Genomic DNA, 26,758 nt, shown 5'->3' on the forward strand with positions numbered 1-26,758 from the left:
ACTAAAGCTTCACAACTGCTTATTCCGTCTACGTCGCTCAGGAAGAATAACAACAAGTAAGTAGACTAATGCGGGTGACGGAACTGTAGTAATCGCCCACAATCCCCAGAACCAAGCTTTTTTCCCGCGCCGTCTTGCATCCCGGAACAGTAAGGTCCCCTGCAGCATTAACGCTACTGCTATGCCAAACCACAACCAAAGAGGCACATCCTGCAGCTCATTCATTCTTGTACACCTTCTCTATTTCTTCTGATCCTGGCGATCCCTAAGCCACCCAGTCCTACAATAGGAATGATCGCCTGAATAATCCAATAGATCATGGGTGCAGAAGTGAGAATGGATAAAAATGCGCAGATCAGGATCAATGAGACCCCCCAGAATAACAGTAGTTCTTTGCGTTCCCTTCTCTTTCTCTGCACAGCTGCATCAGCCATTAACCACTCCAGTTCCTGTAACGAAGGTGGGGTGAGGTCATCATATTGCGCATCCAAACGTTCAAGCTCTTCAGTAAGCTTGTGCAAATACAGTTCTGGCTCCTTATCCTTCTCCATCCTCATTCAGCTCCTTTCGCAATTGGTTAAGACCAAGGGACACACGCGATTTGACCGTGCCAGAAGGAATTTGCATGATCACACCGATTTCTTCATAGCTATAGCCATAATAATGCTTCAGCAGCACAGCTACCCTCTGAGCAGAGGGTAGCTTGGAAATGGAATCAAGTACTTCACTCCATTCTTCCCCCCTGCTCTCAAACCGCCAACGAATCGAACGGGTGCCCTGCGCCTGCTGTTCCCGTTTCTTCCATTCTGCCTCACGTTTCCAGCGCCGCTTTCGATCGATAAATATTCTGGTGGCTATCGTAATTAACCAAGAGGAGAACGAAGAAGAACCGTTATAGGTATTGATTTTTTCCATACATCTGACCATCGTGTCCTGTACAAGATCCTCTGCCAGCAACGGATCCATAGTCACTTTGAGTAGATATTTGAACAGAAAAGTATAATGTTCTCGCAGCAGTGAAGACAGTGCTGAAGTATCTCCCTGCTGTGCCCGTCTGATTTTCTCCAGCGCCTGATCGCTCATCTGCCCCTCCATTCAGGATTTCGTTCTTATTTGTAATACGATTAAGTATAGTGATTCGTTCAATGCGCTTTAATTTTATTTTTTGAGCTCCCAGAGCTTACGCCGCCATGGCTGAAGCAATCCTGCTTCAGCAGGGAAATGCCAAAAAAGAGGCGTTCTTCTAGGCTCGCCTCCTGAATTCACTGGTATTCTCCCATCCTTATTCTCAGATTGTATGTCCCTGCGTTCTATGGAAGTACAAAAACCGCCCTTTCCAGAACATTCTGAAAAACATCGGCATTTACTGCTGCAAAAACTAGTCCATTTCTCCTTGGAGTCATACCATCCGTAATCCAACGGGTAATATATATTCTTCTCCAATCTATTTCCCCCCATGCTTTTAAACCTATATGTAGACAAAAAAAGAACGCAAACCGGGATTAATTCCGCAGTCTGCGTGCTTCGCGAGGTTAATGTTACATTTAATTAACAATATTGTAGTCCTTTTGTATCCCTTTGTCTATCAAAAATTCCTCGATTCTTGTCAGTTCTACTAGAATGATTGTTTATTGAGGGATATAAGGGTTACGAACTTTTTCAAAACCGATGGTTGTTCGGGAGCCATGACCTGGATAAACCTTCACTTCATCATCCATTTTGTACAGCTTGCCACGAATAGAATCGAACAAATCACGTTCCCTGCCACCAGGCAAATCGGTGCGCCCAACTCCCATCTTAAACAGCACATCTCCAGAGAATAAATCATTCCCGCATAGGAAGCTGACACTGCCCGGAGAGTGCCCAGGTGTATGGTACACGCGGAAGGTATGTCCGATGAATTGCAGAACTTGTCCTTCTGCCAGATCATATTCTGCAGGATCTGTAGTTAAAGGAGATGAAACATCAGGCCACATCAATGAACCATTTAGCTTAGGGCTGCTGAGCCATTCACTCTCTAGTGGATGTAAATAAACAGGGCATTTCTTAGCTTTACGAATTTCGTCTACGCCGCCCATATGGTCAAAGTGCGCATGCGTCAGCAAAATAGCCTCGATCTCCATCCCTTCAATACTCCGCACTAATGCCGCAGGATTCATACCGGGATCAATAATGATACCCTTCGTTGGATCTGCACCTGTCAGCAAGTAGGCATTGGTCTGAAGAGGACCTAAATTAAACGAACGTATATTTAGCATTGGTCTAGAATCCGGAAATCAGACTACGCAGCTCTTTTGCGATAACTGCTTGTGATTCCGTTCCTTCCCCATAAGCTTGCCCCATAGCCTTACGTACTTCTGCGATTTTGCTGTCGTAATCAGCGGCCTCGCGATCAGGATTCTCACGTTTGAACTCTCTCATTAGGCTCTGCACATGCTCTGGACGAGGACCCCAATGTCCAAGCACATATCCGCCGGTATCTGCAAAGATCACAATCGGAACAGATCTTCCGCCCATGGTCAAGAATTCATCCATAAGCTCCTGGTTCTCCTCCAAAATGAATACCTCTGTCTTCATTCCGGCAGTCTCCAAAATACGGAATACCGCAGGGACATTACGAACTACATCTCCACACCAATCAGCGGCAAGGATAAGTACTCGCAAATCATCACGATGGTTCAGGCTTTCAAAAAATTCCTTGTCACTCTCATCTTCCCAAGAAAACTTCTCATACCAGGATTCAAAAGCCTGCTGGTTCTTCGTCATGCTTTCTACAAATTGGCGCGGTGTAAGACCTTTTCCAAATTTATGAGCTACATTCGGTTTCATTTTGCAGTCCCCCTCTTCTTGGATTTAAACCACTTATACACAAAATAAATGATGATTAGTGCTAACGCTACGAGAATAATTTCGTTGGTATACTTAGCTGCTACCTCGTCAATATCTTCCCACTTATTCCCCAATGTCATACCGAGATATACGAACAAAGCACTCCATGGAATAACAGCAAGTGTAGTCAATAAAGTGAACTTACCTAAAGGCATACGAGAAATCCCCGCTGGAACGGAAATGGCATGGCGAACAACGGGAATAAAGCGTGCCGTAAAGATTACGCCTGTCCCATATTTATTGAACCACTCTTCCGAATGATCAATATGCTTTTTTTGGATAAGAATATATTTCCCGTATTTCTCCAGTACAGGCCTGCCCCCATAACGGCCAATCCAATATACAAAGATCTGGGCAATCACTCCGCCTATCGTACCAAACAATACTGCGCCGAAAAAATTAATATCTCCACTCCATACCAAGAAACCACCGAAAGCCAATACAATTTCACTAGGAATAACTTCAATCATCAGTCCGATCATAATCCCAAAATAACCAAGACTCTGAATCCATTCAAATAATGTCGAGATCAGATCAGAAATAAAATGCAAACGTGCTCCTCCTCCCTTTTCCGCAGAATATGGCTACATGTATCAAGCTAATCGCCTTTGGCATCTTTATAAGACACTAAGCGTTTAAGCGAGTGAAATATAAGAACATAAAAGCATAGATACTAATCTTATACTTTCTTATATTTTTAAAAGCTTTGCCGCTCTGCTATATTTTCCAGTTTCTCTTAGCCTATTCTAGCACAAGCAACCTTATCACTTCTACTTACGCGGCAAGCAGCTTCCATCTTCCAATCCATACTTAAAAAGAGTTTGAGTAATAGACATAAACAAAAAAGGTGAACAAATTCCACCAATAAAGGGAAAATGAACACCTTTTTATCTGCGCTCAATCAATAAGCCATCCAGCCGGCATCCGCCGTTATCACCGATCCATTCAAAAAGCTTGCAGCATCTGAAGCTAAAAATAAAGCTACTGAAGCAATCTCACTGCTCTCTCCTGTCCGTGGCATCGACGCCATACCTTCGCCCGCTTTTTGACTCCCAAAAGGACTTGGATCAGACAGATCAATATTTGTCTTTACCCCGCCCGGCGCTATCGCATTACAGCGAATTCCAAGCTTAGTGTATTGAAATCCTATATTTTTGGTCATCCCGATTACAGCATGCTTAGAGGAAGTATAAGCCACTCCCGCACGCGAGCCCGCTAAGCCGCCAATAGAGGCTACATTGATGATACATCCGCTTTCCTGCGCCATAAAAATCGGCAAAACCTTACGAATGGCTCTCATCGGACCGGTTACGTTGACCGCAAGCACCTGCTCCCACAAGTCATCAGTGATCTCGTGCGCTGGCGTCATTTTATCCATAATTCCGGCATTGTTAACAAGGATATGAAGGCCTCCGAACTGTGTGGTTGCGGCATCAATCATTCGCTGTGTGTCCTCTTCCTTCGAGACATCAGCCTTTACGGGGTAGACGACTCCGTGTCCCTCACCCTTTTCCGCCTTTTTGGCTACCGCTTCTACATTCGCCAGATGGATGTCCGCAGCAATCACTTTAGCACCCTGTCGGGCAAAAAGCAGAGCAATCGCTTCTCCAATCCCCGATCCTGCACCCGTAACAACTGCGACTTTATTGGTTAGTATCATATATCCGCTCCTCTGCATCGTATGTTCGGTGCATCAAGGAATGCATGCCCTTCGTTAGTATGAACAGGAGGAGGCTTTGAACGGTCCTTAATTTTAAAGATTCGGTGACACTTTTACACACGCTATTGCTAAGTGAATACTGCATTGACAGCTATTAAAACAAAGAGTTATTATATATTTAGATAATTATTTAAATATCGAAAGGCAGGGTGGAATATGAATGAATCCTTCAAAGCACTAGCTGACCCTACCCGTCGCCAAATCATTCGGTTACTAAGGGAGAAAGATCGAACCGCAGGTGAAATCGCAGATTTTTTCAACATGTCTAAGCCAAGCATTTCTCACCATCTGAATGCGCTGAAGCATGCCGATCTTGTACAGGATGAGCGAAAAGGACAATTTATTATGTACTCGCTAAACACAACAGTCCTCGAAGAGGTTCTCGGTTGGTTATTGGAGCTCACTGGGACAGGTAAGCAAACGGAGACGGAGAGTAAATCACTGGACGGAAAGCAGCAACATCAGGATATCGATTCCAAAAAGGAGGCGGATTAATGATGAAAGATTTCAAATGGAGATGGCAGGATACCCTCATCGTAATATTAGGTTTAGCTACATTAGCCTACGCTCTGATCAATTACAGCAAGCTTCCGCAGGAGTTACCGGCACAATTTGGAATTACGGGTAAGGTCAACAGATACTGGGACAAAAATATAGCTATTTTTGTGTTCGGAATCTTAGGCATTGTGCTCCCGCTGATCATGCAGTTCACACGCAGCATCGACCCTAAGCGGGACAATTACAAAAAATTCGAAAATGCCTATGCCATGAGCAGACTTGCTATTGGGATGCTATTTAATCTAATGCTGGTGCTGTCGATTGCTTACGGTCTAGGTAAAGATATAAATGTTGGGAAGATCGCCATAGGCGCTGTTGGAATAATGTTTATTGCTCTTGGCAACTACATGCCACAGGTAAAAGATAATTACTTGTTTGGGGTTCGTACAGCCTGGACGCTCGCCAACCCCGAGGTATGGCGAAAAACACATCGTCTATCCGGGATAATGTGGATGATCGGTGGCCTACTTATTTTTGCAGGAGCCTTTTTGAGCGGAGCCTTGTCTCAGCTTCTTATTATTACGGCACTCGTACTTGCAATTATCGTGCCCATTCTCTACTCCTGGATGATTTCACGTCCGCTAAAATCGTAAAGCCAGCATACTAAGCCGTCGACTCAAGTCGTCGGCTTGTTCTGTCATTTGGAACTCACGGTCATTATGTTGCCCTCCTTTATTAGCCTCCTCTTCTGCCAACCTTCTATATTCCAGAAGAAGTTCATTCCCAGAGGCGACGCAGACTAGGCCTTCCTTTCGATTTCCTTCTGCAAGCTTTTTTTGCCCCATAAGAAGCATCCCTTCAATCGCCTTCACCCACTTGGCATTGTTGTACTTATCCAGCCTAAAGCTCTGGTCTATCCAATATAACGCTGCCCCCGGATGGTCACTGCTCATCCATCGTTCAGCCAGCTCCCAGCTTAAGCTGGCATTCTCGGGAGAATACAACAAACTCTGCCGAAGCAGACTCACGCTCTGTTCACCCGAGAGCAGCCTAGATAATGCTATAACCGTTCGAGGTGACCGGGGATTCCAACCCAGCGATTGCTGTAGCAACTCTACCTTCACCGAAGGATCCACCGACATAATCGCTTGTCGATAGAACTTCTCTCCTTGAGCGGCGTGAAAAGATAGCACCCCCAGCAGAAGCAAAAAACAACATGCCGCAGTTCCGATTAGTTGGCGAAGGCGGATTTGGGGCGATTTCTTGGGTGTGGGGTAAGCGATTAGCGGATTCGTAGGTGTAGTGACATTGGTGAGCGGGTTCGTAGATGTGGATTGAGCAATTAGTGGATTCGCTTGTGTAGTGACATTGGTGAGCGGGTTCGTAGATGTGGATTGAATTGGCAGCTTGGTCTCAGACTGAGGGTGGGTTGGCGCAGATTGATGTTTCTGCTTATCCTCAGCCAGAGCAAGCGCTGGCAGCCAGAATAGCAGCAGCCAAAATAATCCGTAGCTCCAGTCAAAATCGACGACGCTGTGTAAGACGATGACCAGAAACGGCGGTAGCAACCGCGGCGATTTAGTAGCCAGCAGCCAGCCTGTTGCCAACAGCATAAGGAGTATGGCTGCAAGACCAACGAATCCTAAGTTCAACAGGATGTCAAGGTATCCATTATGCACCTGGCTGCCTACATAAGGGCGAGATTGGGCGGCAAGGTAGGCATGCCGCCAAGTCTCACCCCCACGTCCCAGCCAAGGTGCCTCTGCCGCTAGCCGCCAGGCGTCGCGGTAGAACAGCCCGCGCGCGGATACCGTCGATGACGGTCCGGTAATCCGCTCGCGCACGTGCAGGAGGACGGCGATCCCGGCCGCCGTCCAACCTGCCGCCGCCAATGCCAGCATGGCGGCTCGGGCAGTGCCGGCCGCGCTGCGCTGGCGGCGGCACAGCCACAGGCCGGCTGGCAGCGCGCCGTAGCCCAAAGCCCGGCCAGCAACAGCAGGCCGGGCGCAGGCTCTATCGCCAACCCGGCACGGGCCAGTTGGCGGTAGAGTAGCGCCGCGACGGCCACGGGCGCGGCGCCAGCAGCAAGAAGCGGCGCGATTAGCTGCCGCTTCCAGAGCAAGACGGCGGCGCAGGCGCAAGCCGCCGTCAGCCATGCGCCGCGCGACTCGCTGAGGAGCAGCGCGGCGGTGTACGGGAACAGCGGCAGCAAGCGCAGCAGCGCGGCGGTCGTGCTTCCCGCTTTTCCCTGCTCCGCTTCCACGCCTCCTTCCCCTTTGCTCCTCCGTTCTGCTTCTGCGCACTCCATCCCCAGCCCAACACTTCTTGCTCCCAACATATTCACGCTCTTTTTTGGCTCCCCGTAATAAACAGCAACAGCAAATAGCCGTTCCAGCAGAAAAACAGCCATAACAGCACCAAAAGCATTCGGATATTCCATCAATCCTGCTAACCTAACCCCTGTGGCACTCACTTCCGATGAATTGCTGTAGGCCACAGCGAAAGGCAACTTTACCACTCCGCAAACAGCCAACAAAGCGCTCATGCTCAAAAACATACCCGCCATAGACCAAGTTACATTTACAATCCGCCGCCCCACCCGGTTCACCGCACAAAAACAAACCAATATTGCAAAGCTAGCATACAAGCCCCACCGCAGCATTTCATTCATAGTTCCCTGGGAAGAAAGTGGCCCGCGCAACCAATGAATCACATAAAGCGATAGAATAATTAAAGGGACGCTTAATAATATTCTTAACGCTTTATTTTCTCCGCTAACTACACTACCTTCACTACCTTCACTAACTCCATTGACTCCCGTAATACCACTTACTGCACCTCCCCCACTTTTTCTCCATGCGCCAACCCCAACAAGATAATAAAGCGAGCACGTACAACACAACACAAACCATAAAGTTAGAAAGGGATACATCTCCTCAGTAAAAAACAATCCCCGCAACAAACAAGCACCCACTCCAGCCGTTATCACTAAGGCTCCACAAATATATGCAATTGATGATTCCAGAATCCGGTCTTTTTTAAAACGCCACATTTAGATACCCCTGTATTCGTTAATTTATCTCTATCCTTTCCACATTTCCCTTATACAAGACTAGAACGCAAAAAGACGATACCTCTCCACAAAGGAGCCGTACCGCCCTAATTCCCATTAAAAAGCTATATAGTTGTATAAAGTGCAGCTATTCCCGGGCTCTCGCTGCTTACTTTCACTTTAATTGTACTTTGTGCAACTGTTTTTCAAGAATCCCGCCATATGTGGAGTATTGTTCGTTTTTAAGTGTACAAAGTGCAACTAAATCACTAAAACGCAGCTTCAGAGCATATCCAGTTGCACAAAGTACAACTAAATCAACTCACCATTAGACCGCACTAGCCGTACCGTCCTAACCATTAGATCGCACTCACTGCAACATCCTAATCATTAGGTCACACTAGCTGCACTATCCGAATTCTCATCAAAAAAGCTATATAATTGTAAAAAGTGCAGCTATTCCCGTGCTCTCGCTGCTTACTTCCACTTTAATTGTACTTTGTGCAACTGTTTTTCAAGAATCGCGCCATATGCGGGGTATTGTTCGTTTTTAAGTGTACAAAGTGCAACTAAATTACTAAAACGCAGCTTCTGAGCATATCCAGTTGCACAAAGTACAACTAAATCAACTCACCATTAGACCGCACTAGCCGTACCGTCCTAACCATTAGATCGCACTCACTGCAACATCCTAACCATTAGATCACACTTGCTGCACTATCCGAATTCTCATCAAAAAAGCTATATAGTTGTAAAAAGTGCAGCTATTCCCGTGCTTTCGCTACTGACTTCCACTTTAATTGTACTTTGTGCAACTGTTTTTCGAGAATCCCGCCATATGCGGAGTATTGTTCGTTTTTAAGTGTACAAAGTGCAACTAAATCACTAAAACGCAGCTTCAGAGCATATTTAATTGCACAAAGTACAACTAAACCAACTCGCCATTAGATCGCACTCACTGCAACATCCTACGCTTTCTACCTTAATATTCTCTACCCTTCTACCGAACTCTCAGTAGGAAGCAGATCGGCGCATACGCGTTCGAGGTAGGGTTTTGCTCCCAGAAAATCGCGGAATGCGGTGTATTCGCGCCATTTGACGGAGTTGTCCCCGGCTGAGCTCTTAACGGCACGAATCAAAATGTTCTTCGGTGTATTCTCCAGATCGATGAATTCCAGCAGCTGGCTGCTATAGCCCATCATATCGAGCAATTTGGCGCGAATGGCGTCTGTAGCCAAGGCGGAAAAACGCTCTTTCAATATGCCATGCGAAAGCATAGGGCTCATTACTTCATTTTCGATTTGTGCGAATAATTCATGCTGGCAGCAAGGCACGGACAAAATAACAGACGCTCCCCAACGTACTGCTTTTTCAAGGGCAGCATCGGTAGCTGTGTCGCAAGCATGGAGTGTGATCACCATGTCCACTTGCTCCAGCTCATTATACTCGGCAATGTCACCCACGAAGAACTTCAAGTGATCATAACCGATTTTGGCAGCAAGTTCGTTACAATGCTCAATCACATCTGCTTTTAAATCTAACCCAATGATATTAAGCTCCCGCTTCTTACGAACGGTCAGATAGTGATACAGCGCAAAGGTCAAATATGATTTTCCACAGCCAAAATCCACAATCGTCAACGGTCGGCCTGTTGGCAGATCGGCAAGCACGTCCTCTACCATCTCCAGAAAACGATTGATCTGCCGAAACTTATCATATCTTTTGGCCAGCACTTTACCTTCTTTATTCATGATTCCAAGCTCCACCAGAAATGGCACAGGCTCTCCATCCTCCAGCACATAACGTTTGCGACGGTTGTGAGCTAGATCCGGCTCTTCCTTTTTACTTGGAGACTTGGTTAGGATTGATACTTTGAATTTCTTACTAATAAGCACCTGATAATCGGCTTCTACTGTACACAACAAACCTTGCCGATACGTTTCTCTAAATAAAAGAGATATTTCTTCCGCCGCTAACTCAGCGGGTACGTTGCGATGTTCTACCTTTGTACCAATATAGGACGCAAACTGATAATGCAGCTTCCCCTTTAGTTCAACAGGTTTAACCTGCACTTTGGTACAATTTTCGCCTTTATAACGTACTTGACTTAGGGTAGCCGTAATCAAAGTACGGTCATTAATTAGTTGTTCAATTAGAGCTGTTAAAGATTCCACAACGCACATCTCACTTTCGGGATTAAAAATGGAGAATCTATGTCTCCTAACCATCATCGTTCATTATATCACGTGTTAACAAGGGCGTTCCTTGTTCTAGCAGGGCTTAACATGCAGCTCTCCACTAACTATAGTTAATGCTCGCCCAGACATCTTAATCTCGTCTTTACTTACCTCTAACTGAAGCAAACCTCCACGTTTCGAAGCTTGATAAGCGGTCAACTGCGTACGATTGAGTCTATCCGCCCAAAAAGGTGCCAATGCAGTATGCGCTGAGCCTGTTACCGGATCCTCATTCACTCCTACCTTCGGCGCAAAAAAACGTGATATACAATCTATACCTTCGATAGAGCTTTCTGCGGTAACCGCGAAACCTCTCCCTTCAAGTCCGGATAAAGCTCCGAAGTCAGGGCTGAGTTCGCGAACCCGGGCTTCCTGATCCAGTCGTACAAGTACATTGTCAGCATATCGCATAGTTTCCACCACATTGGCTTCTGCAATACCAAGCGCTGCTGCGAGACCTGAAATTACAGGAGAGGGTTGAAGCTGATAAGGCGGGAAGTACAGTGAGATCAAATCTCCTGAACGAGAAGCTCTGAGCAACCCACTGCGTGTATAGAACCTTGCTTCCATGTCAGGCGCTAGCAATCCGCTCTCCCATAGTACATGCGCACTTGCTAGAGTCCCATGCCCACACAGCTTGACCTCAACTTTAGGTGTAAACCATCGCAAGCGATATCCATCTTCCTCTGGCCAGAGAAAAGCTGTCTCTGACAAGTTCATTTCCGCTGCTGTCTTCTGCATATAACCTTCATCGACGGGATGCTCCAGTAAACATACCGCCGCAGGATTGCCTGAATAAGCCTGTTCTGCAAAAGCATCGATAATATATAAAGGGATATTCATCGTATTCATCAGGTTCCTGCTTCCTTTCGTATCCCTGTTACCCTGCCCCACTCTTTTAACCCCTGCTCTACTTCCTCCAGAGGAAGGGCACCTTGTTCCAATTCTGCAGATGATTTGAGCAGCAGCCGATTGTACAGCTTATCCCCTTCTATTACAACATCTTCTCCTTGCTCCCACAGCCGGTAGAGGCTGTCCTCCGCTTTACTATATCGTCCTACCGACTCCATATACTCCAACAGTAGCCGCTCCGTTTTAGACGGGAGACGATAGGCCTGCACATCCTGCAAGAGTTCATCAATTTCCTGAGTCATATGCAGCAGCTCCCTGTCTGCTCCATGAAGATCCGCGTACAAATATAAGTGTAAAGCTCTCATACTTCTAAATAATGCTGCATCCTTATCGCCATTTGCCGCATAAATGCTGCCTTCTTCCTTCAGCAGTTTGGCCAGACCTTGAAGCTTATCGGACTCAACCACACCGCCAAAACGAAACATATCTATGATATCTTCTACAGATAGTGAATTTAAAAGACGTGAATTCAGCGGAAAATGCCGGTTCAACAGCTCATCGATTTCCCATAAAGCTTCTGTCGTCTTCCGTTCCTGCTTCAGAGAAAATACCTTGGCAACCATCGCCGTCATATCTTCGATCATCCGGACAATATAGTCTCTTCGAAACATGCAATTCCTCCTTTTCCGTACTGTGGTAGCAAAAAATTCAGGACTCAGACCACTTAAGTTATTCTATTGATTTATCTTAAACCATTGCCGAATTCTATGCCAGTTAAGGAGAATACCAGATCATTAGTTAGCCCTTAAAAAAAGAGGCAGCACACGCCATAATGGCTCCGTGCTGCCTCTTTGTAGATGATTTTTTATACGCGGCTATTGTCTAAAACGGAAGCCTGAACAAAATCCTTTATGATCTCGGCTAACCGTTCAGGAGCTTCAAAAAGACTCATGTGGCCTGCACCCGATATCGTTGCTTGCGTTATATTCGGTTTATCCGCAGTAAAGGTTCGTTCAGCAGGAATCAATCCATCCTGCTCGCCAGCAACAAGCAATACCGGCAACGTAGTGGCCGTAATTACATCCCGTCGATCTGGACGCTCACGCATCGCCAGTGCAGCTCCTGCCGCTCCTTGTGGAGGCGTTTTGTAGCCGATTTCTTTAGCGCGCTCCAGCAGCTGTGGGGATACAGAAGCGGTTGCTTCAGCAAACAATCCTGGTACGAAGCTGTCTACGAAAGGAGTAATCCCTTCATTTTGAATCGCGCTGACACTCTTCAGTCGTTTTTCCTTAGCTTCTTCACTATCTGGATAAGCAGTAGAATGAATTAATCCAAAGCCTTTCAATCGAGAGGCATAACGCTGAGCAAACGATAGCGTAATATATCCGCCAAGCGAATGACCAAGCATGATGCATTCAGCAATCTCCAGCGAATCTAACAGACCCAGAACATCATCTGCCATTTGTTCAATACTATAAGGTCCTAATGGAGCTTCCGAAGCTCCGTGACCACGTAAATCGGGAGCAATCACTCGGTAGCCGCTGCTTAAGACAGGAATGACTTGTTCCCAATATTCAGCGCTTCCACAAAAGCCATGCAGCAATACAATAACTTCGCCTTTCCCCTGATCACTGTAGCATATATTGCTTCCGTCACAACGAACTCTTTCCATGGCTGCTTCCCTCTTTCTAGAATACTAAGATAATGTGTCTAATATCTATTATTAAGCAAAACAGCCCGCCTTGAAACGGACAACTTATTTTTAAGTGCCCAATGGGTACTACTGGAGTCCGAATCCTTTTGCTGCCGCTATAGCGATATGTTCTGCCATAACCATCACTCTATGCAGTGGAGTGGTCTGCAACGTTCTATAGGGTTTCGGGCCATTCATATCTACAACGGCCGCCAAACTATAGTGACCAACGGCTGGAAGATTTGCCCCCACCGATTGTGCAGGCTGCAGTGGCTCACTCGAAACGAAGTAATATCCAAGCGCGATCGGAGGGCCCAGACAAGCATCTACCGCAATTACAATATGTCCGGAGGGAATCTCAGCCACTCTGGCCACCAAATTATCTGCATCGCAAGGAGACGGCAACGTACCGATTACATGTCGGAAGCCATGTTCCACAAGTTTGCTGCCCGTCAGCGGACCGAGTGCATCTCCTGTAGACCGATCTGTTCCAATGCACAGGAACGTGACTTCCTCGGAGGAATGCAGAGCAGCTATTTCCATGAAAAAGGACACTAATCCAGCATCGTCCATTTTAATGCGTTTTCCGCTTCCCTGTTCTCTGATTGCCAATACATTTCCTCCCTTCGATGATATTTTTGATCTCATGCCTTTAATTTAACATGATTTCAGGGAACCCGACAAAAAAATGGTGGTCAAGCTGCCAAACATGGTAAAATACATGAATCAGTATACAGAGAGGATGTTTTAACCTAATGGATTTAACAAAGCCTAGTCAGGAAAATGTTGAGTATATGATCGAGGCTATCAAAAACAAATTAAAAATGGCCAGTGCCGCGGCTATGCAAGCCTCCGCTTTTTCAGTAGATCATTATGAAGATATCTATGATGTTTATGAGGTAGCCATGGGCAGCGACAGACTGAGTATTTCTCAGGTGGAAGCACTCGTCTCCGAACTCGGCCGTCTACGTCATAAATAATAGTTCTCCCTATTACAAGAAGAACCGATGTTGCCGTCCTTTAAAGATGACCACCGCTTCTCGTAGAAAAAAGCCCTTCGCTGTGTATCCAGAAGATGGATTCGTAGTCGAAGGGCTCTTTTAAAATGATCCTACTTTATGAAATTAAGCTTGAACTCAGTATCCGCATGGCCTACTCGTGTACCCCCGTCATTGTAAATCACGCCTGAAAATGCATTGCGCAGCTTTTCCAAGGTATTTTTCTGACTATAACCAATTTGATTTAAAATTCCCTGTACAATAAGTCCCCACTCTTCTTCCGATCCGTCCAGAATCTTGAAGGCAATCCCCAGTCGCTCACGGCGTAAGCCGAAGCAATAGACACCCTTAAATCCACCCTTAGCAATAATATTATCATCTTCCAAAAGAATAGAATCAAGGCGACCAGATCCAGAAACCATCTCCGGATAAGCATTCATTGCCGTTGTAATAGTAGTAACCGCTTTGCGAGTAGCTTCATCTGCAATCAAATCCGGATTGGCTAATTTCAAATAGGCCGTCGCCAAGGCGGTCAGAGGCAGAGCAAATACCGGCAGCCCGCATCCGTCCGTACCTAAACCGATACTGTCTGGGGCCACACCGGCCATATAAGCAATGGTGTCGATAATCTCACGCTGCACCGTTTGCTCCGGCTGTGAGTATTCTTCAAGCGGCAAACCTTTGAGCTTACTGTAAGATAAGATACCCATGTGCTTGCCCGCACAGTTATGATAGAACTTTCTTTTGCCCGCACCACGAATGGCGTTCTCCCTACTGGAATAATCCAGCGGGTAACTCGTTGCACAGATCATTTGTTGCTCATCGATGCCAATCTTGGAGGATATGCTCTCTAGCGCAGCTACATGGTAGCTCTCTCCCCGATGAGAGGCGGTCATCAGGGCAACCTCTGCGGGTGTAAAGCCGTAATGCTCCACAATCCCCCCACGTACGCCTGGAATAGCCTGAAGGGGTTTAGCAGCTGAACGGGTGAACGATACAAATTCCGGATCACCTGCATACCCCTTTAAATTTCCGTTCTCTCCTACGATGGCAATATGCCCACTATGGACACATTCCAGCAAATCCGCCCGATACTCTCGTACTAATACGGTTTCCATGATTTCTCTCCTCTTTAACTAGATGCTCTATAACTCACAAGGACTTATTAGTATTCACATTTAATAAATGCTAGAAAATAACCCCGTGCTCCGGGATTTTTGAGTACTCTACAAACTCCCTTAAGTGTTGGTTCCATGAGGAATTCTACTCCTATTTTCATTATTCTTCAATCCTGTCCCCACCAAGAAGATTTTAGAAACCGGATAAAATATAAAAAACCGCTTCCTTCTCAGAACCTTGATCTCTGAGTAGAAAGCGGTTTTTATGGAATTCAGCGTAGCCTCACAAGGGTAGCGCAGTTCGTCTTATCCTTTGCTTGCACCTGCGGTCAGGCCATCCACCAAGAAACGCTGTAGGAAAATGAACAGCAGCGTGACTGGGAGAGCGACCAATACCGCTCCGGCAGCGAACAACGTAAACTCGGTTGAGTTACTTTGGTTTACCATCCGGTAAAGCCCAACGGCGAGCGTTCTTGTATCCTCCGTACGCAATACAAGGTCGGCGAATATAAAATCCACAAAGCAGCCGTTGAAAATCATAAGGCTGGCATAGGTGAGCATCGGCTTAGATAACGGGATCATGATAGAAAGAAATACTTTCATATGACTCGCCCCATCCATTCGCGCAGCATCTTCCAAGCTTTTAGGAATCGTATCAAAAAAACCTTTAGCCACAAAAACATTCGTGATAATAGCACCGCTGCTGTACACGAGCACAAGTGCCCAATGAGAATTCAGTAGCCCAAGTGTGTTCAGCAGCACGTAAACTGCAATCATAGCCATAAATCCCGGAAACATCTGCAGAACTAGGAGCGTGGTTAGTGTAGTTTTTCTGCCCGTAAATCGATAACGAGAAATGGCGTACGAAGTCAGCAGCAGCAAAAAGGTGCCGAGCAGCGTAGACAACGCCGCAATCTTTAGCGTATTCATGAACCATAGCAAATATTTAGTTTGCTCAAACAGTTCCTTGTAATGAACAAAGGTGAAATTCTTAGGAATCAATGAGTCACTGAACAAACTGTTTCCTGTTTTGAACGAAGACATAATAATCCAGAAAGCTGGGAAAAGACTAATAAAACTGAGCACAATCAGCAATAAATGGCTTCCAAACGTTTTTAACGCTTCCGTCAGTCTTAGCTTCATGCAATCATATCCTCCTCTTTAAAGGATCGCGTCCGCCGGTAGCTCCAGATGGAGAATGTCGCGACCATCAGGAAGATGACAATCCCGATGACAGAAGCAAAGCTGTACTGTGACTGGTTCAGCGCCAGTTTATAAAGCCAAGTCACCAGCAGGTCAGTGTGGCCCGCGTACTGGTAGTTAGGATTAACCGGTTCTCCGTTAGTCATTAGATAAATGACATTAAAGCTGTTAATGTTGCCGGCAAACTGCATAATCAGGATAGGTGCGGTTGCGAACAATACCATGGGCAGCGTAATCATGCGGAATTTATAAAATGACCCAGCACCGTCTACTTCTGCCGCTTCATACATATCCTTCGGAATTGTTGTCAGCACCCCAAAGGCCAGAATCATGGTCACCGGAATGCCGATCCACATATTAGCCAGAATTACAGTGACCTTAGCCCAGAAAGGATTGGTTAGCCAGGCCACACCCTCCAGTCCCAAGGCTCTTAAATAACTATTGATCGGTCCGAATTGATTATTGAACATATTGCGCATGACGAGCAGAGAAATCATATTGGGAATAGCGAAAGGAACGATCAGAAGTGTGCGCCAAAGCTTTTTGCAGCGGACACGGGGCTGGTGAATAAGTACTGCAATAAGCACACCTCCAATGTAAGTCGTCGCAGTAGCAATAACCGCCCAGATCAAGGTCCAAGTCAGCACTCCACCAAAGGTGGAACTCCAGACATCCAGACTAAGCATTTTATTAAAATTACCGAAGCCCACCCAGTCTACCAGATGTGCTGGCGGTAAAATCGGGTCGGCATAGTTCGTAAACGCCAGTAGCACCGAAAAAACAAGTGGTAATATCGTCAGAAAAACCACGGCCACAAAGGGAATCGCGAGGACAAGATAGGCAAAATTCCTCCGCCCCATAGCTCTGAGCGATTCAGCGAATGAATGAATGGGCTCTTTCCGGTCCCGTGCAGCTCCAACTAGGAATGCATCTCTGATGTTCAGTAAATGAAAAGCTGTATAAAAGAGCAGAGCCAGCAATGCCATTAGACCATTGATCATCATAAAAATGGAGTGGTCGCCTTCCACCATCCGGGTTAATTTGCCTACCTTGACCATACGGCTTGGAAATTCACCAAGCGTAATTAAGCCATGCAAATGTCCCATCAGATCATGAGCAATATAGTAGATTCCAGCAGACCCCACCAGCAGGAATACCAATCCTTTCAGCCACTGCCGGTTGTAGAACTGGCCCAGTCCCGGAATAATAGCCGAGAGTAGCGCTGCGCCTGTTTTCTTCCTCATGGTTAAATCACCTGCCCTTTACTTCGACTCCAGATCGGCCTGAATCGTGGTTACAGTCTGATCTAGCGTCTGTTTAACATCAAGATTTGAGTCGTTCCACAGGGACACAAACGCTGCTTTTAGGGGTTCCCAGACCGATTTAATTTCTGAAACGGAAGGCATTGGAACGGAATTTTGGAATTGCTCGAAGAATCCGCCAATAATAGGGTCATCTTTGATTTCCGGCGCTTCTCCAGCCTCTATACTCGCAGGAATCGCTCCCGTCATCTCAAAATTCTTAAGCTGATTCTCCTTATTGCTTGCAAAATGTGCGAACAAACGGCCTGCGACCGGATATTCCGTATATGAGTTGACATAATACGATTTGACCCCGGAGAAAGAAAGACTGTCTTGACCGTCAGGTCCCTTTGGAAGAGGCGCCACACCCAGGTTAACATTTTCCTTAAACGCCGCTATGGACCACGGCCCGTCGATATTCATCGCCAGCTTACCTTCTTGGAACAACTGTGTTTTCACGTCATAAGTGATATCTCCTGCATTCAAAGGCAGAATTTTTTTGAGGCTCTGCAGAAACGTAAACCCTTTGATAGTGCCTTCATTGTTCAATCCAATATCCTTGAAATTCGTATTGTTGTCTCCGTAAATATATCCGCCGAAGCTGCCAATAAACGGATAGCTGTAATATCCGACGAATTCCCACATGATTGCGAATTTGTTTTCCTTCGGATTGTTGTACGTATCTGCAAAAGCAATCACATCATCCCACGTTTTAGGAGCGTCAGGAATCAGGTCCTTGTTGTAGAACAGCGCATAGGTTTCTACCGATTTAGGATAACCGTAAAGAATGCCATCATAAGACGATGCCTGAACGGCTGTTGCCACCATCGTTGATTTGGTTTCTTCCTCAAAAACATCATTTGGCAAAAGCAGCCCTGCTTTTACGGCTTGCCCGATCTGGTCATGGGGCAGAGTCAACACATCTGCAGCAAGTTTAGACGGACCATCCGTCGCCAGTCTTGCGCCTTGATCACCACCTGCCATTTCCTCAACTGTGACGGGAACATCATATTCTTTTTCGAAATCAGCAGCAATCTGCTTCATGTACTCAAGCTGCTCCTTGGCTTCCCAGACCATCAGTTTGGCCCCTGCTTCTGGTTTCATTTCCTCATCGGTGGTATTCTCTCCGGAAGTATTTGTCTCATTTGTGGTTCCCCCCGGCTCGTTCACTGCGGAATTCGGACTCGAATTCGGCTTTGATGCGGAGTTCCCATTGCCTGAACCGCATGCGGTGACCGTCAAAGTTAACAGCAGGCATAGGACTAAACTAAATGTTACCGCTTGCATTTTGGAACGTTTACTCTTCTTCATTTGCTCATCTCCCCTTCGTTCATGAGTGATTAAACCTAACCCGCATTGAAAAAAAGCATATAAAAAAGGTACAACCTCATTTGCACAAAGTGCCGAGGTTGTACCTTTCCAGGTAACAGTGCCTTTAATTTGAATGCGTGTTATGAAAAATCAAGTTCGTTCGCCCTCATTCTATAATATCCATAATTTTGATTGCAATCAGAGTATAAGTCCAAAAAAGACGGTTTAACAAAGTTTATCTTTTCTTTTCTTTTATTTTCTCTTTATCCCTACCACATACTAAAAATTCCATATTGTAAATTCTTGTGAAATAACCTCTTGCTTTGCTCTTGAGGGTTATGGTAAGATGCAGACAAATTTAAAGGCAATGAAACCGCCAAGGGTTCAACCTCTGAAAATCATGAGGTTGGCCCTTTTTTGCGTTTACATGCCTGAAGGGATGGAAAATGAGTATGATTCAACCGGAAGCCGTTTATCACCGTATGGGACAAAATTGGTCATATGCCTACGATGAGTCTACACTTCATATTCGCATAAGAACTAAGCGGGACAACGTATCACAGATCGATCTTTTCTGTGGAGATAAATTTGGCTGGGACAAAACGCATGAGGTCATTCCAATGCAGCGCCTCGCTTCTGACGGCTTGTTCGATTACTGGCAAGCCTCCGTCCGTCCCGTTTACCGCAGACTCGCGTATTACTTTGCGCTTTATGACAAAGACGAAGTTCTTTATTTTTTGGAAAAAGGTTTTTATCCAGAGCCACCTGCTGTGGTATATGAGGGCTTGTTCGACTTTCCATTTTTGAATCGTGAAGATGTCCACTCCCCTCCATCGTGGGTGAAAGATGCAGTATTTTATCAAATATTCCCGGAGCGTTTCGCGAATGGGGATCCCACCAATGATCCGACAGATGTACTGGAATGGGGCGGCACGCCGAGTCCTCGGAATTTCTTCGGAGGGGACTTACAGGGTGTACTAGATCATTTGGATTATCTCTGTGAATTGGGCATCAATGCTATATATTTTAATCCTTTATTTGCGGCAACCACCAATCATAAATACGATACAAAAGATTATTATTTGGTCGATCCTCATTTTGGCACCAATACATTGCTGAAAGAGCTTGTGGACTCCTGTCACTCCAAAGGCATCCGTGTCATCCTGGACGGTGTCTTTAATCATTGCGGACATACCTTCCCGCCATTTGTTGATCTGCTCGCGAACGGGCAATCTTCACGTTATGCGGATTGGTTCCATGTACGCGAGTGGCCGCCACAGGTCATCGACGGAATTCCCACCTATGACACCTTTGCATTTGAGCCTATCATGCCTAAGTTCAACACTGAGAATCCTGAAGTCATAGAATATCTACTGAATGCAGGTCGCTATTGGATCGAGGAAATCGGTATAGACGGCTGGCGGCTTGATGTCGCAAATGAAGTCTCCCATTCGTTCTGGCGGCAATTCTGCAGTGCGATCAAAAGCATTAATCCAAAAGCCTATCTCGTAGGAGAAATCATGCATGATTCCTTGCCGTGGCTGCTTGGCGATCAATTTGACGCCGTTATGAATTACCCGCTAACGAATATTCAAATTAATTTTTTCGCTCACGGACAGATCAATGCTGCACAATTCTCTCAGTCGGTTGCTACAATGCTAGCGAATTATCCGCAACAAATTACGGAAGCCGCCTTTAATCTGCTAGACAGCCATGATACAGTTCGTTTCCTGACACTTTGCGGCGGTGACATCAGGAAGTTAAAGCTGGCCGTTTTGTTCCAGATGACCTTTCAGGGAGCACCCTGTATTTATTATGGCGATGAAATCGGAATGGATGGCGGATACGATCCGGACAACCGAAAATGTATGGAGTGGGACTCCCAGAAACAGAATCAAGAATTGTTCGAATACTATCGCTGGACGATCAGCCTTCGTAAATCTCATCCCGCATTCCGGAGCAGTGGATTTAAAGCGCTGGAGATTCCGGGTTATCCAAAGCTGCTTGTATATGAGCGGTGGGACAAACAAAGCCGGTTCATAATCGTATTGAACAATGAAGATGTTATGGCCGAAGTCATCATTCCTGTAACCGGAGCAGACACGATATGGGTAAATCTAAAGACGCAGAAGCGGACTGAAACCTCCACATCCCAGCTGCATCTGAATCTGCCTGAATTCGGCTATGCGGTACTCCAAGCCGTTAATGATTAATCCGTAACATTATAAATTCAATCGTGGAAGGATGGAGACATATGCTGCATATCACAGCCTGTCTTCGCCCTTCTTTTTGCGCATAAACAAATCTTGATAAAGCCCTAAAAAGGCGGTTTATATGACCTAAAGCCCTCTAGGTTACCGTATCCTCCCTTAAACTCCCGTAATCTCCCCCTTGCTCTTCAACTGTTTCAGCCCATACGCCAAAGTTTATATACGAAGTAAGATAAATTATAAGGAGTGATTGGTGATGAGTAACGTAGAACATGAAGTAGAGAACGGAAGCAGCTTATTAAAAGGTATCTTTATTGGTAGCTTAATTGGTGCCGCAGCAGCCCTGCTATTTGCACCAAAGCCTGGTCGTGAAATGCGCAGTGATCTGTCAGATAAACTTTCTCAAGCTACAGACAAGACCAAAGAAGTTGCTGGTGCCGTAACTGACAAAACCAAAGCTATTGCGACAACCGTTGGCGAAAAAGCAACCGATTTGGCTAGTACGGTGTCAGATAAAGCTTCTGATATCTATACCACTGTCAGTGACAGCAAACAACAAATTGCCGCCACTCTTCAAGAGGCTGGAAGTAAAATTGGTGACACTGTAAGTGAAGCCTCAAGCAATGTAAGCTCGGATGTTAAAGACGCCTCTAAAGACGTAGCTGATGAAGCTAAAGCATCCTCTAAAGAGGTTGCCAATCAGGCTAAGGATGCGAAAGAGGATGTAAAATCCTCCTATAAATCCAATTACTAATCTGCGGCATCATACAGCTATCACTTTAACAAACAACAGCCAGCTGACCGCAGCTGGCTGTTGTTTAGTTACACCTTTATTCACATCAGCAGATACAACTAGACATTTAATTAATGCCCGTTCGGGCTATAGAAAGCAGGGATGGCGCATGGCAGATTCAAATAACCAAACAAAACCTTATGAAATTGATGAACATCCTTTCGAGTTGCGACATGAAGTGAAACGCTTAAACAGTCGTCTTGATAAGATCGCTCACTCACTGGAAAAATCAGAATTCAAAGACATTCTCGACAACTATTCAGATCCGAAAAAAAGAATCATCACAAACCTGATGGCCGGTATATCTCGGGGACTTGGACTATCTCTCGGAACATTTGTAGTCCTTGGTTTATTAGGCTACATTCTTAGTCTTTTTCTTAATGTTCCAGTAATCGGAGAGTATCTTGGCGAAATTAAAAAATACATTGATGCTAATAGCTAACCGCAAGACTATCAATCTATTCCCCAACTATCGACCGCTTCCCCCGCTTGTCCGTCTAATCCTCTAGGTTGGACGGACAAGCGGGGGAATAAGTCTACAACAGTATACAAATAAAGGACATGCGGGTCTCCAGTCAGCGGAGAGAGGCATGTCCTTATCGTCGAAAATGTATATTACCCATACAGGAACTCAATAGGAAGAGTTGGCCATAATCTGCTTTAACTTCTCAGTGGCCCGCTTCTGTATGCGTGAAACGCTCATCTGTGATACCCCCAGCTTCTGGGCGATCGCCCGCTGGGATTGTCCATCTTGGAACGCTAACAGCAGCACCTGCTGCTCCTGTTCCTTCAATTGACCTAGTGCTTGCTGCAAATCCATACGTTTCTCTACGGTCTCGTAATCATTTGCGTCAGAGCTGATCAGCTCGCCTAGTGTGGCTCCTGTCTCCTCTTGAGAAAGGGGCGAGTCTAGGGAGACGTAATGATAACATTCTCTGCCCGCCAGTACTTCTACAGTTTCTTCAACAGACAAATCAAGATAATGAGCAATCTCATCCACCGCAGGCGAACGTTCCAGCTTTACTGTTAGTTCGTCAATCGCGTGTTGAACAAGTGCTCCCTTTTCTTTTATCCGTCTAGGTACCTGTATGTACCAAGATTTATCACGTAGGAAATTCTTCATATGTCCAATCATGCTTTTCATCGCATAGGGCTCAAAAGGGATTCCAAGGCTAATATCATATTGCTGTAATAACCGGATGAGCGCCATTTGCCCGACCTGATATAAATCCTCATACAAGTCGGGGCGGTTGCGAGAAATTTTTCCAGCAGCCATTTTTACCATAGGCTCATATTTCTTAATCAGCACTGTTGCGCGTTCATTATCCTTAGTCTGCTGATATTCCCAAATTTGGGTGACTGCTTCATTCATGGACTCGGGGGGAGTCACCTTATCACTCATACCTTTTCCTCGCTAAAGTTAAGGTGCTTCTTCAAAGTTACTACCGTCCCTCTTCCGGCCTCACTTACGACGCTCACGTCATCCATCAACGCTTGCATTAAGTAGAACCCTAAACCGCCGACCTGAACGTCACTTAACTCTTTATCATGCAGTGTTATACGCTCACTGGACGAGTCTTCCAAACCGTCAAAGCTCTCCCCCTCGTCTTTGACTGTAATGGATAGGGCACTTTCACCCACCTCAAAGATTACATCAACCATTCCGTCTTGTTGTCCATAGGCGTACAATACTGAGTTGTTACACGCCTCTGATACAGCTACCTTCATATCTTCAATATCTTCGTAGGTGAAGCCCATTTTTGAAGCAATACCATATAAATTCAACCTAACAATATCCACATACTCTGCGCTAGCCGGCAGCTGAAGAATTACTTTTTGCACATCATCACTCATTCTTTGTTCTATCCTTTCCTAGTGGGAATTCTCTTGGGAGGCAAAAAACTTGGTAATACCAGTCATGTCAAACAGCTTCTGAATTTGGGGAGGAACATCCTCAACCATAAACTTAACGTCCATACCTTGTCTTGATTTCAGGATCGAAAGTAGAATACCAATACCCGTGCTATCGATGTATTTTAATTCTTTAAGATTTATTACTAAATCATGCTTCGTATCACCTACAAGCGGCTCCATTACCAAACGGAAATCGGAAGCCACGGATAGATCAAGTTCACCATTCAGGAAAACCGTACATACACTTTCTTTTGTCTCTGTCTTAGCGTGAAACTTATTACTTTTATGCGTGTTCATAGACGATCTCTCCTGATAAATATTTTCTATATTAATAACCTCATAGTCCTACCTTTGAAACAAATAACATTAAAATATAAACTAGTAAATCTTGGGTTACGCCTGAAAAATAGATGTATCTGTTTCAACCATCCGATTATCGCTGCTAGAATACCGAGAGATAATCTGCTTAATACTACTCATCTTAAGTGGCTTGCTGATATAGTCATCCATTCCTGAGGCTTTACAGCGATTCTGGATGCCATCCATGACATTCGCAGTCATTGCAATAATAATAGTCTTCTCAGCCGCCGGACCGCCTTCTCGACGGATTTGAGCGGTTGCCTCCAGGCCATCCATTACTGGCATTTGGAGATCCATAAAGATAAAATCATAGGGCTGCTTAAGCGCCATTTGCACAGCCTGTTTCCCGTCCTCAGCCATATCAGCTTCATAGCCGAGCTTATCTAGCATGCTAACCATCAGACGCTGATTGATAGGATGGTCATCTACAACAAGGATTCGGCTTCTGCTCTCCTGATTAAGAAGAAGATGAGGCGATTCCTCTTCTTGATAACCTCCTGTCAAATCTTCTCCAGGTACGGATGCTTGTATCGTAAAAATAAAGGTAGCTCCTTTTTGCTCCATGGATTCTACCCGTATTTCTCCGCCCATCATGCCTACAAGGGATTTACATATGGCTAAACCAAGCCCTGTTCCCCCGTATTTCCGTGTCATTGAAGAATCCAGCTGTGAGAACGGTTGGAACAATCGGTCGCATTTCTCTGGAGAAATACCAATCCCTGTATCCATGATCGTGAACTCGACTTCTACCTTGTTCCCAGATGTTTCTTTGATGGAAGCGACTAAATAGACACCGCCTTGATTCGTAAATTTAACTGCGTTAGCAATCAGATTAATTAATACTTGGCGTAAACGGGCCATATCTCCATATAAAAGTCTAGGCAACTTCTGATCGATAAAATAAGCAAGCTCCAGGTTCTTTTTTCCCGCTTCCACCGAAAAGAGGCTGAACACCTCTTGAATACATGTGCGAAGTTCGAACAGCTGCTCTTCGATTTCCATTTTACCGGATTCCATTTTGGTGAAATCAAGAATATCGTTTATCACCGTAATCAACGTGTCTGCACTTTTCCGAATGATCTCGGAATACTCCTTCTGCTCAGGAGCAAGGTCAGTCTCCATTAATAAATCAATCATACCCACTACGCCATTCATTGGTGTACGAATCTCATGACTCATCATAGCCAGAAATTCCGACTTCGCTTTGGAGGCGATCTCCGCCTCTTCCTTAGCCTTTACGAGCTCACTATTTATGATTTCCAGTTCTTTCGTCTTTTGCTGCAGCAGCATGGTCTGAGTCTGATGCTTCTTGCTCGTAATATACATCTCGACAAAACCTTGTATCTTAGACTTCAGAATTTGTGGAATGAAGGGCTTGACCATATAATCAATAGCCCCTGCAGAATAGCCCGCGAATAAATGCTCCGCTTCCTTACTATTCGCAGAGATAAAGATAATCGGAATTTCCTTTGTTTTTTCTCTGGCTTTAATCAACTTTGCGGTCTCGATCCCATCCATACCTGGCATCTGCACGTCCAGTACGATGACAGCAAAATCATACCTTAACAAACACCGCAGCGCTTCTTCGCCGGAGGTGGCTTTGACTAGCTCATAATGCTGGCTTTCAAGTACCGCCTCCAGCGCCAGCAGATTTTCAGGACGGTCATCTACTAGTAGTATATGAATTGGTTCTTGAAACCCCATAGGACCACCCTCCTTCATGCGTTATTTTATGTTACGGTATATTTTTTCTACTCTGTCCAAAGACTCATAACAATCGCTGTACTTCGTAAAGTGAATGGATTCTTTAGAGCCTAGAACAAGTATTCCAAAACGACTTAAACTTTCATGAAACAAGCCGTGAACATGATCCCGCAGCTCATCATTGAAATAGATCATCACATTGCGGCAGAAAATAACATTAAACTCATTAAAAGAAGTATCTGTAGCCAAGTTATGCTCAGCGAATATAATGTTTTTGCGTAAATATGGCTGTAAAATAACCGAGTTATACTTCGCTGTATAGTATTCAGAGAATGCCCGGGTACCTCCCGCCTCCAAATAATTCTTAGTGTATTGCTTCATTCTGCTAATATCATAGACGCCTTCCTTAGCCTGCTGTAAAGAACGCTCATTCATATCTGTGGCATAAATCCGAGCCTTATCGTAAAGCCCTTCTTCATGAAGCAGGATGGCCATAGAGTATACTTCTTCACCAGTGGAGCATCCAGCATGCCAGATACGAATATAGGGATAAGTCCTCAACAACGGAACTACCTTCTGGCGAAACGTTAAAAATAACCCCGGGTCCCTAAACATTTCGGTAACCGGAATGGAGAGACTATAGACAAATCGTTCAAAACAGGCACGATCATGCAGCACCTTTTCTTGCAGCGCGGATATGCTGTGTACATTCTCCGCATGCACATGATGCCAGATACGTCGCTTCAAAGAAGGCAACGCATAATTCCGGAAATCATATCCATATAAACGGTGTACTCCATCAAGGAGCAGCTCGATCTCAATTTGCTCCAACTCGTCACTTCCTACCATAACGGGCTGCTCCTCATATCCGTGTTCTATCGCTTTCATTGTTATCCCGACTCCCT

At 45.4% G+C, this 26,758-nt stretch carries 28 protein-coding genes; 6 read left to right on the plus strand and 22 right to left on the minus strand.

Features of this window, described 5'->3' with window-relative positions; translation table 11 throughout:
• Positions 1-9 precede the first annotated feature (9 nt).
• The 7 genes from MHH89_RS18180 to MHH89_RS18210 form a co-directional block, all read right to left on the minus strand.
• Positions 10-225, minus strand: coding sequence for a hypothetical protein (locus MHH89_RS18180; protein WP_076128644.1), 216 nt, complete (start codon positions 223-225; stop codon positions 10-12).
• Entirely contained in the window at positions 222-551 is a 330-nt protein-coding gene (locus MHH89_RS18185) for a YxlC family protein (RefSeq protein ID WP_076128645.1), read from the minus strand. The genes MHH89_RS18180 and MHH89_RS18185 overlap by 4 nt, the downstream gene beginning before the upstream one ends.
• On the minus strand, positions 538-1,083 hold the full coding sequence (sigY, locus tag MHH89_RS18190; RefSeq protein ID WP_076179762.1) for an RNA polymerase sigma factor SigY: 546 nt from the start codon (positions 1,081-1,083) through the stop codon (positions 538-540). The genes MHH89_RS18185 and sigY overlap by 14 nt, the downstream gene beginning before the upstream one ends.
• Before the next feature lie 545 nt (positions 1,084-1,628).
• Positions 1,629-2,258, minus strand: a complete 630-nt coding sequence (locus MHH89_RS18195) for an MBL fold metallo-hydrolase (protein WP_076128651.1) — start codon at positions 2,256-2,258, stop codon at positions 1,629-1,631.
• 4 nt (positions 2,259-2,262) lie between these two features.
• The gene (locus MHH89_RS18200; RefSeq protein WP_076128653.1) at positions 2,263-2,829 is read right to left on the minus strand and encodes a thioredoxin family protein; all 567 of its coding nucleotides are present in this window, start codon (positions 2,827-2,829) and stop codon (positions 2,263-2,265) included.
• The gene (locus MHH89_RS18205; RefSeq protein WP_036680184.1) at positions 2,826-3,440 is read right to left on the minus strand and encodes a DedA family protein; all 615 of its coding nucleotides are present in this window, start codon (positions 3,438-3,440) and stop codon (positions 2,826-2,828) included. The genes MHH89_RS18200 and MHH89_RS18205 overlap by 4 nt, the downstream gene beginning before the upstream one ends.
• A gap of 350 nt (positions 3,441-3,790) precedes the next feature.
• On the minus strand, positions 3,791-4,549 hold the full coding sequence (locus MHH89_RS18210) for a glucose 1-dehydrogenase (RefSeq protein ID WP_076219277.1): 759 nt from the start codon (positions 4,547-4,549) through the stop codon (positions 3,791-3,793).
• 216 nt (positions 4,550-4,765) lie between these two features.
• On the opposite strand from MHH89_RS18210, the gene MHH89_RS18215 reads away from it, so the two are divergent.
• Both MHH89_RS18215 and MHH89_RS18220 read left to right on the plus strand, forming a co-directional pair.
• Positions 4,766-5,104 (plus strand): autorepressor SdpR family transcription factor, encoded by a 339-nt coding sequence (locus MHH89_RS18215; protein ID WP_076179758.1) that lies wholly within the window; start codon positions 4,766-4,768, stop codon positions 5,102-5,104.
• Positions 5,104-5,760, plus strand: coding sequence for an SdpI family protein (locus tag MHH89_RS18220; RefSeq protein WP_052097330.1), 657 nt, complete (start codon positions 5,104-5,106; stop codon positions 5,758-5,760). Before MHH89_RS18215 ends, MHH89_RS18220 begins: the two co-directional genes overlap by 1 nt.
• Here the strand turns inward: MHH89_RS18220 and MHH89_RS18225 are convergent.
• From MHH89_RS18225 to yyaC, 6 genes are all read right to left on the minus strand, one after another.
• Positions 5,749-7,410, minus strand: a complete 1,662-nt coding sequence (locus MHH89_RS18225) for an O-antigen ligase family protein (protein ID WP_341087776.1) — start codon at positions 7,408-7,410, stop codon at positions 5,749-5,751. The genes MHH89_RS18220 and MHH89_RS18225 overlap by 12 nt on opposite strands.
• 1,741 nt (positions 7,411-9,151) lie before the next feature.
• Positions 9,152-10,342, minus strand: coding sequence for a class I SAM-dependent methyltransferase (locus tag MHH89_RS18230; protein WP_076303094.1), 1,191 nt, complete (start codon positions 10,340-10,342; stop codon positions 9,152-9,154).
• Positions 10,343-10,429: 87 nt separating this feature from the next.
• Positions 10,430-11,248 carry a PhzF family phenazine biosynthesis protein gene (locus tag MHH89_RS18235; RefSeq protein ID WP_254849012.1) on the minus strand — a complete coding sequence of 273 codons (819 nt, stop codon included), beginning with the start codon at positions 11,246-11,248 and terminating at the stop codon, positions 10,430-10,432.
• Complete coding sequence (locus tag MHH89_RS18240) at positions 11,248-11,919, minus strand: DUF6483 family protein (protein WP_076282738.1); 672 nt, start codon at positions 11,917-11,919, stop codon at positions 11,248-11,250. Before MHH89_RS18240 ends, MHH89_RS18235 begins: the two co-directional genes overlap by 1 nt.
• A 194-nt stretch (positions 11,920-12,113) precedes the next feature.
• Positions 12,114-12,920, minus strand: a complete 807-nt coding sequence (locus tag MHH89_RS18245) for an alpha/beta fold hydrolase (RefSeq protein WP_076220034.1) — start codon at positions 12,918-12,920, stop codon at positions 12,114-12,116.
• A 108-nt stretch (positions 12,921-13,028) separates the two neighbouring features.
• Positions 13,029-13,553, minus strand: coding sequence for a spore protease YyaC (gene yyaC / locus MHH89_RS18250; RefSeq protein ID WP_254848857.1), 525 nt, complete (start codon positions 13,551-13,553; stop codon positions 13,029-13,031).
• Between the two features lie 143 nt (positions 13,554-13,696).
• On the opposite strand from yyaC, the gene MHH89_RS18255 reads away from it, so the two are divergent.
• Positions 13,697-13,921: a DUF1128 domain-containing protein gene (locus tag MHH89_RS18255; RefSeq protein ID WP_036680203.1), complete on the plus strand. Its 225-nt coding sequence runs from the start codon at positions 13,697-13,699 to the stop codon at positions 13,919-13,921.
• Between the two features lie 131 nt (positions 13,922-14,052).
• On the opposite strand, the gene MHH89_RS18260 is transcribed toward MHH89_RS18255, so the two are convergent.
• The 4 genes from MHH89_RS18260 to MHH89_RS18275 form a co-directional block, all read right to left on the minus strand.
• Entirely contained in the window at positions 14,053-15,057 is a 1,005-nt protein-coding gene (locus MHH89_RS18260; RefSeq protein WP_076128665.1) for an asparaginase, read from the minus strand.
• 306 nt (positions 15,058-15,363) lie between these two features.
• Positions 15,364-16,200 carry a sugar ABC transporter permease gene (locus MHH89_RS18265; protein WP_076128667.1) on the minus strand — a complete coding sequence of 279 codons (837 nt, stop codon included), beginning with the start codon at positions 16,198-16,200 and terminating at the stop codon, positions 15,364-15,366.
• Positions 16,197-17,504, minus strand: a complete 1,308-nt coding sequence (locus MHH89_RS18270) for a carbohydrate ABC transporter permease (RefSeq protein ID WP_076128669.1) — start codon at positions 17,502-17,504, stop codon at positions 16,197-16,199. Before MHH89_RS18270 ends, MHH89_RS18265 begins: the two co-directional genes overlap by 4 nt.
• 18 nt (positions 17,505-17,522) lie before the next feature.
• Positions 17,523-18,872, minus strand: a complete 1,350-nt coding sequence (locus MHH89_RS18275) for a sugar ABC transporter substrate-binding protein (protein ID WP_339188527.1) — start codon at positions 18,870-18,872, stop codon at positions 17,523-17,525.
• A 446-nt stretch (positions 18,873-19,318) separates the two neighbouring features.
• Here MHH89_RS18275 and MHH89_RS18280 point away from each other — a divergent pair, with 446 nt between their 5' ends.
• The 3 genes from MHH89_RS18280 to MHH89_RS18290 all read left to right on the plus strand — a co-directional run bounded on the left by MHH89_RS18280 (position 19,319) and on the right by MHH89_RS18290 (position 22,317).
• Complete coding sequence (locus tag MHH89_RS18280) at positions 19,319-21,085, plus strand: glycoside hydrolase family 13 protein (RefSeq protein ID WP_341087783.1); 1,767 nt, start codon at positions 19,319-19,321, stop codon at positions 21,083-21,085.
• A 253-nt stretch (positions 21,086-21,338) separates the two neighbouring features.
• Positions 21,339-21,836 (plus strand): YtxH domain-containing protein, encoded by a 498-nt coding sequence (locus tag MHH89_RS18285; protein ID WP_076128671.1) that lies wholly within the window; start codon positions 21,339-21,341, stop codon positions 21,834-21,836.
• A 148-nt stretch (positions 21,837-21,984) separates the two neighbouring features.
• The gene (locus tag MHH89_RS18290; protein ID WP_036680215.1) at positions 21,985-22,317 is read left to right on the plus strand and encodes a DUF5665 domain-containing protein; all 333 of its coding nucleotides are present in this window, start codon (positions 21,985-21,987) and stop codon (positions 22,315-22,317) included.
• A 189-nt stretch (positions 22,318-22,506) separates the two neighbouring features.
• On the opposite strand, the gene MHH89_RS18295 is transcribed toward MHH89_RS18290, so the two are convergent.
• The 5 genes from MHH89_RS18295 to MHH89_RS18315 form a co-directional block, all read right to left on the minus strand.
• Entirely contained in the window at positions 22,507-23,277 is a 771-nt protein-coding gene (locus MHH89_RS18295) for a sigma-70 family RNA polymerase sigma factor (RefSeq protein WP_076128673.1), read from the minus strand.
• Complete coding sequence (gene rsbW, locus MHH89_RS18300; RefSeq protein WP_341087787.1) at positions 23,274-23,729, minus strand: anti-sigma B factor RsbW; 456 nt, start codon at positions 23,727-23,729, stop codon at positions 23,274-23,276. Before rsbW ends, MHH89_RS18295 begins: the two co-directional genes overlap by 4 nt.
• Positions 23,730-23,747: 18 nt before the next feature.
• Positions 23,748-24,086: an STAS domain-containing protein gene (locus tag MHH89_RS18305; protein WP_076128675.1), complete on the minus strand. Its 339-nt coding sequence runs from the start codon at positions 24,084-24,086 to the stop codon at positions 23,748-23,750.
• Positions 24,087-24,182: 96 nt separating this feature from the next.
• Positions 24,183-25,853 carry a response regulator gene (locus tag MHH89_RS18310; protein ID WP_076128677.1) on the minus strand — a complete coding sequence of 557 codons (1,671 nt, stop codon included), beginning with the start codon at positions 25,851-25,853 and terminating at the stop codon, positions 24,183-24,185.
• Positions 25,854-25,874: 21 nt separating this feature from the next.
• Complete coding sequence (locus MHH89_RS18315) at positions 25,875-26,741, minus strand: CheR family methyltransferase (protein WP_051491113.1); 867 nt, start codon at positions 26,739-26,741, stop codon at positions 25,875-25,877.
• Between the last annotated feature and the right edge of the window lie 17 nt (positions 26,742-26,758).

Origin of the sequence: Paenibacillus sp. FSL H7-0323 (assembly GCF_038002725.1) — a bacterium.
GTDB lineage: Bacteria > Bacillota > Bacilli > Paenibacillales > Paenibacillaceae > Paenibacillus_AQ > Paenibacillus_AQ odorifer.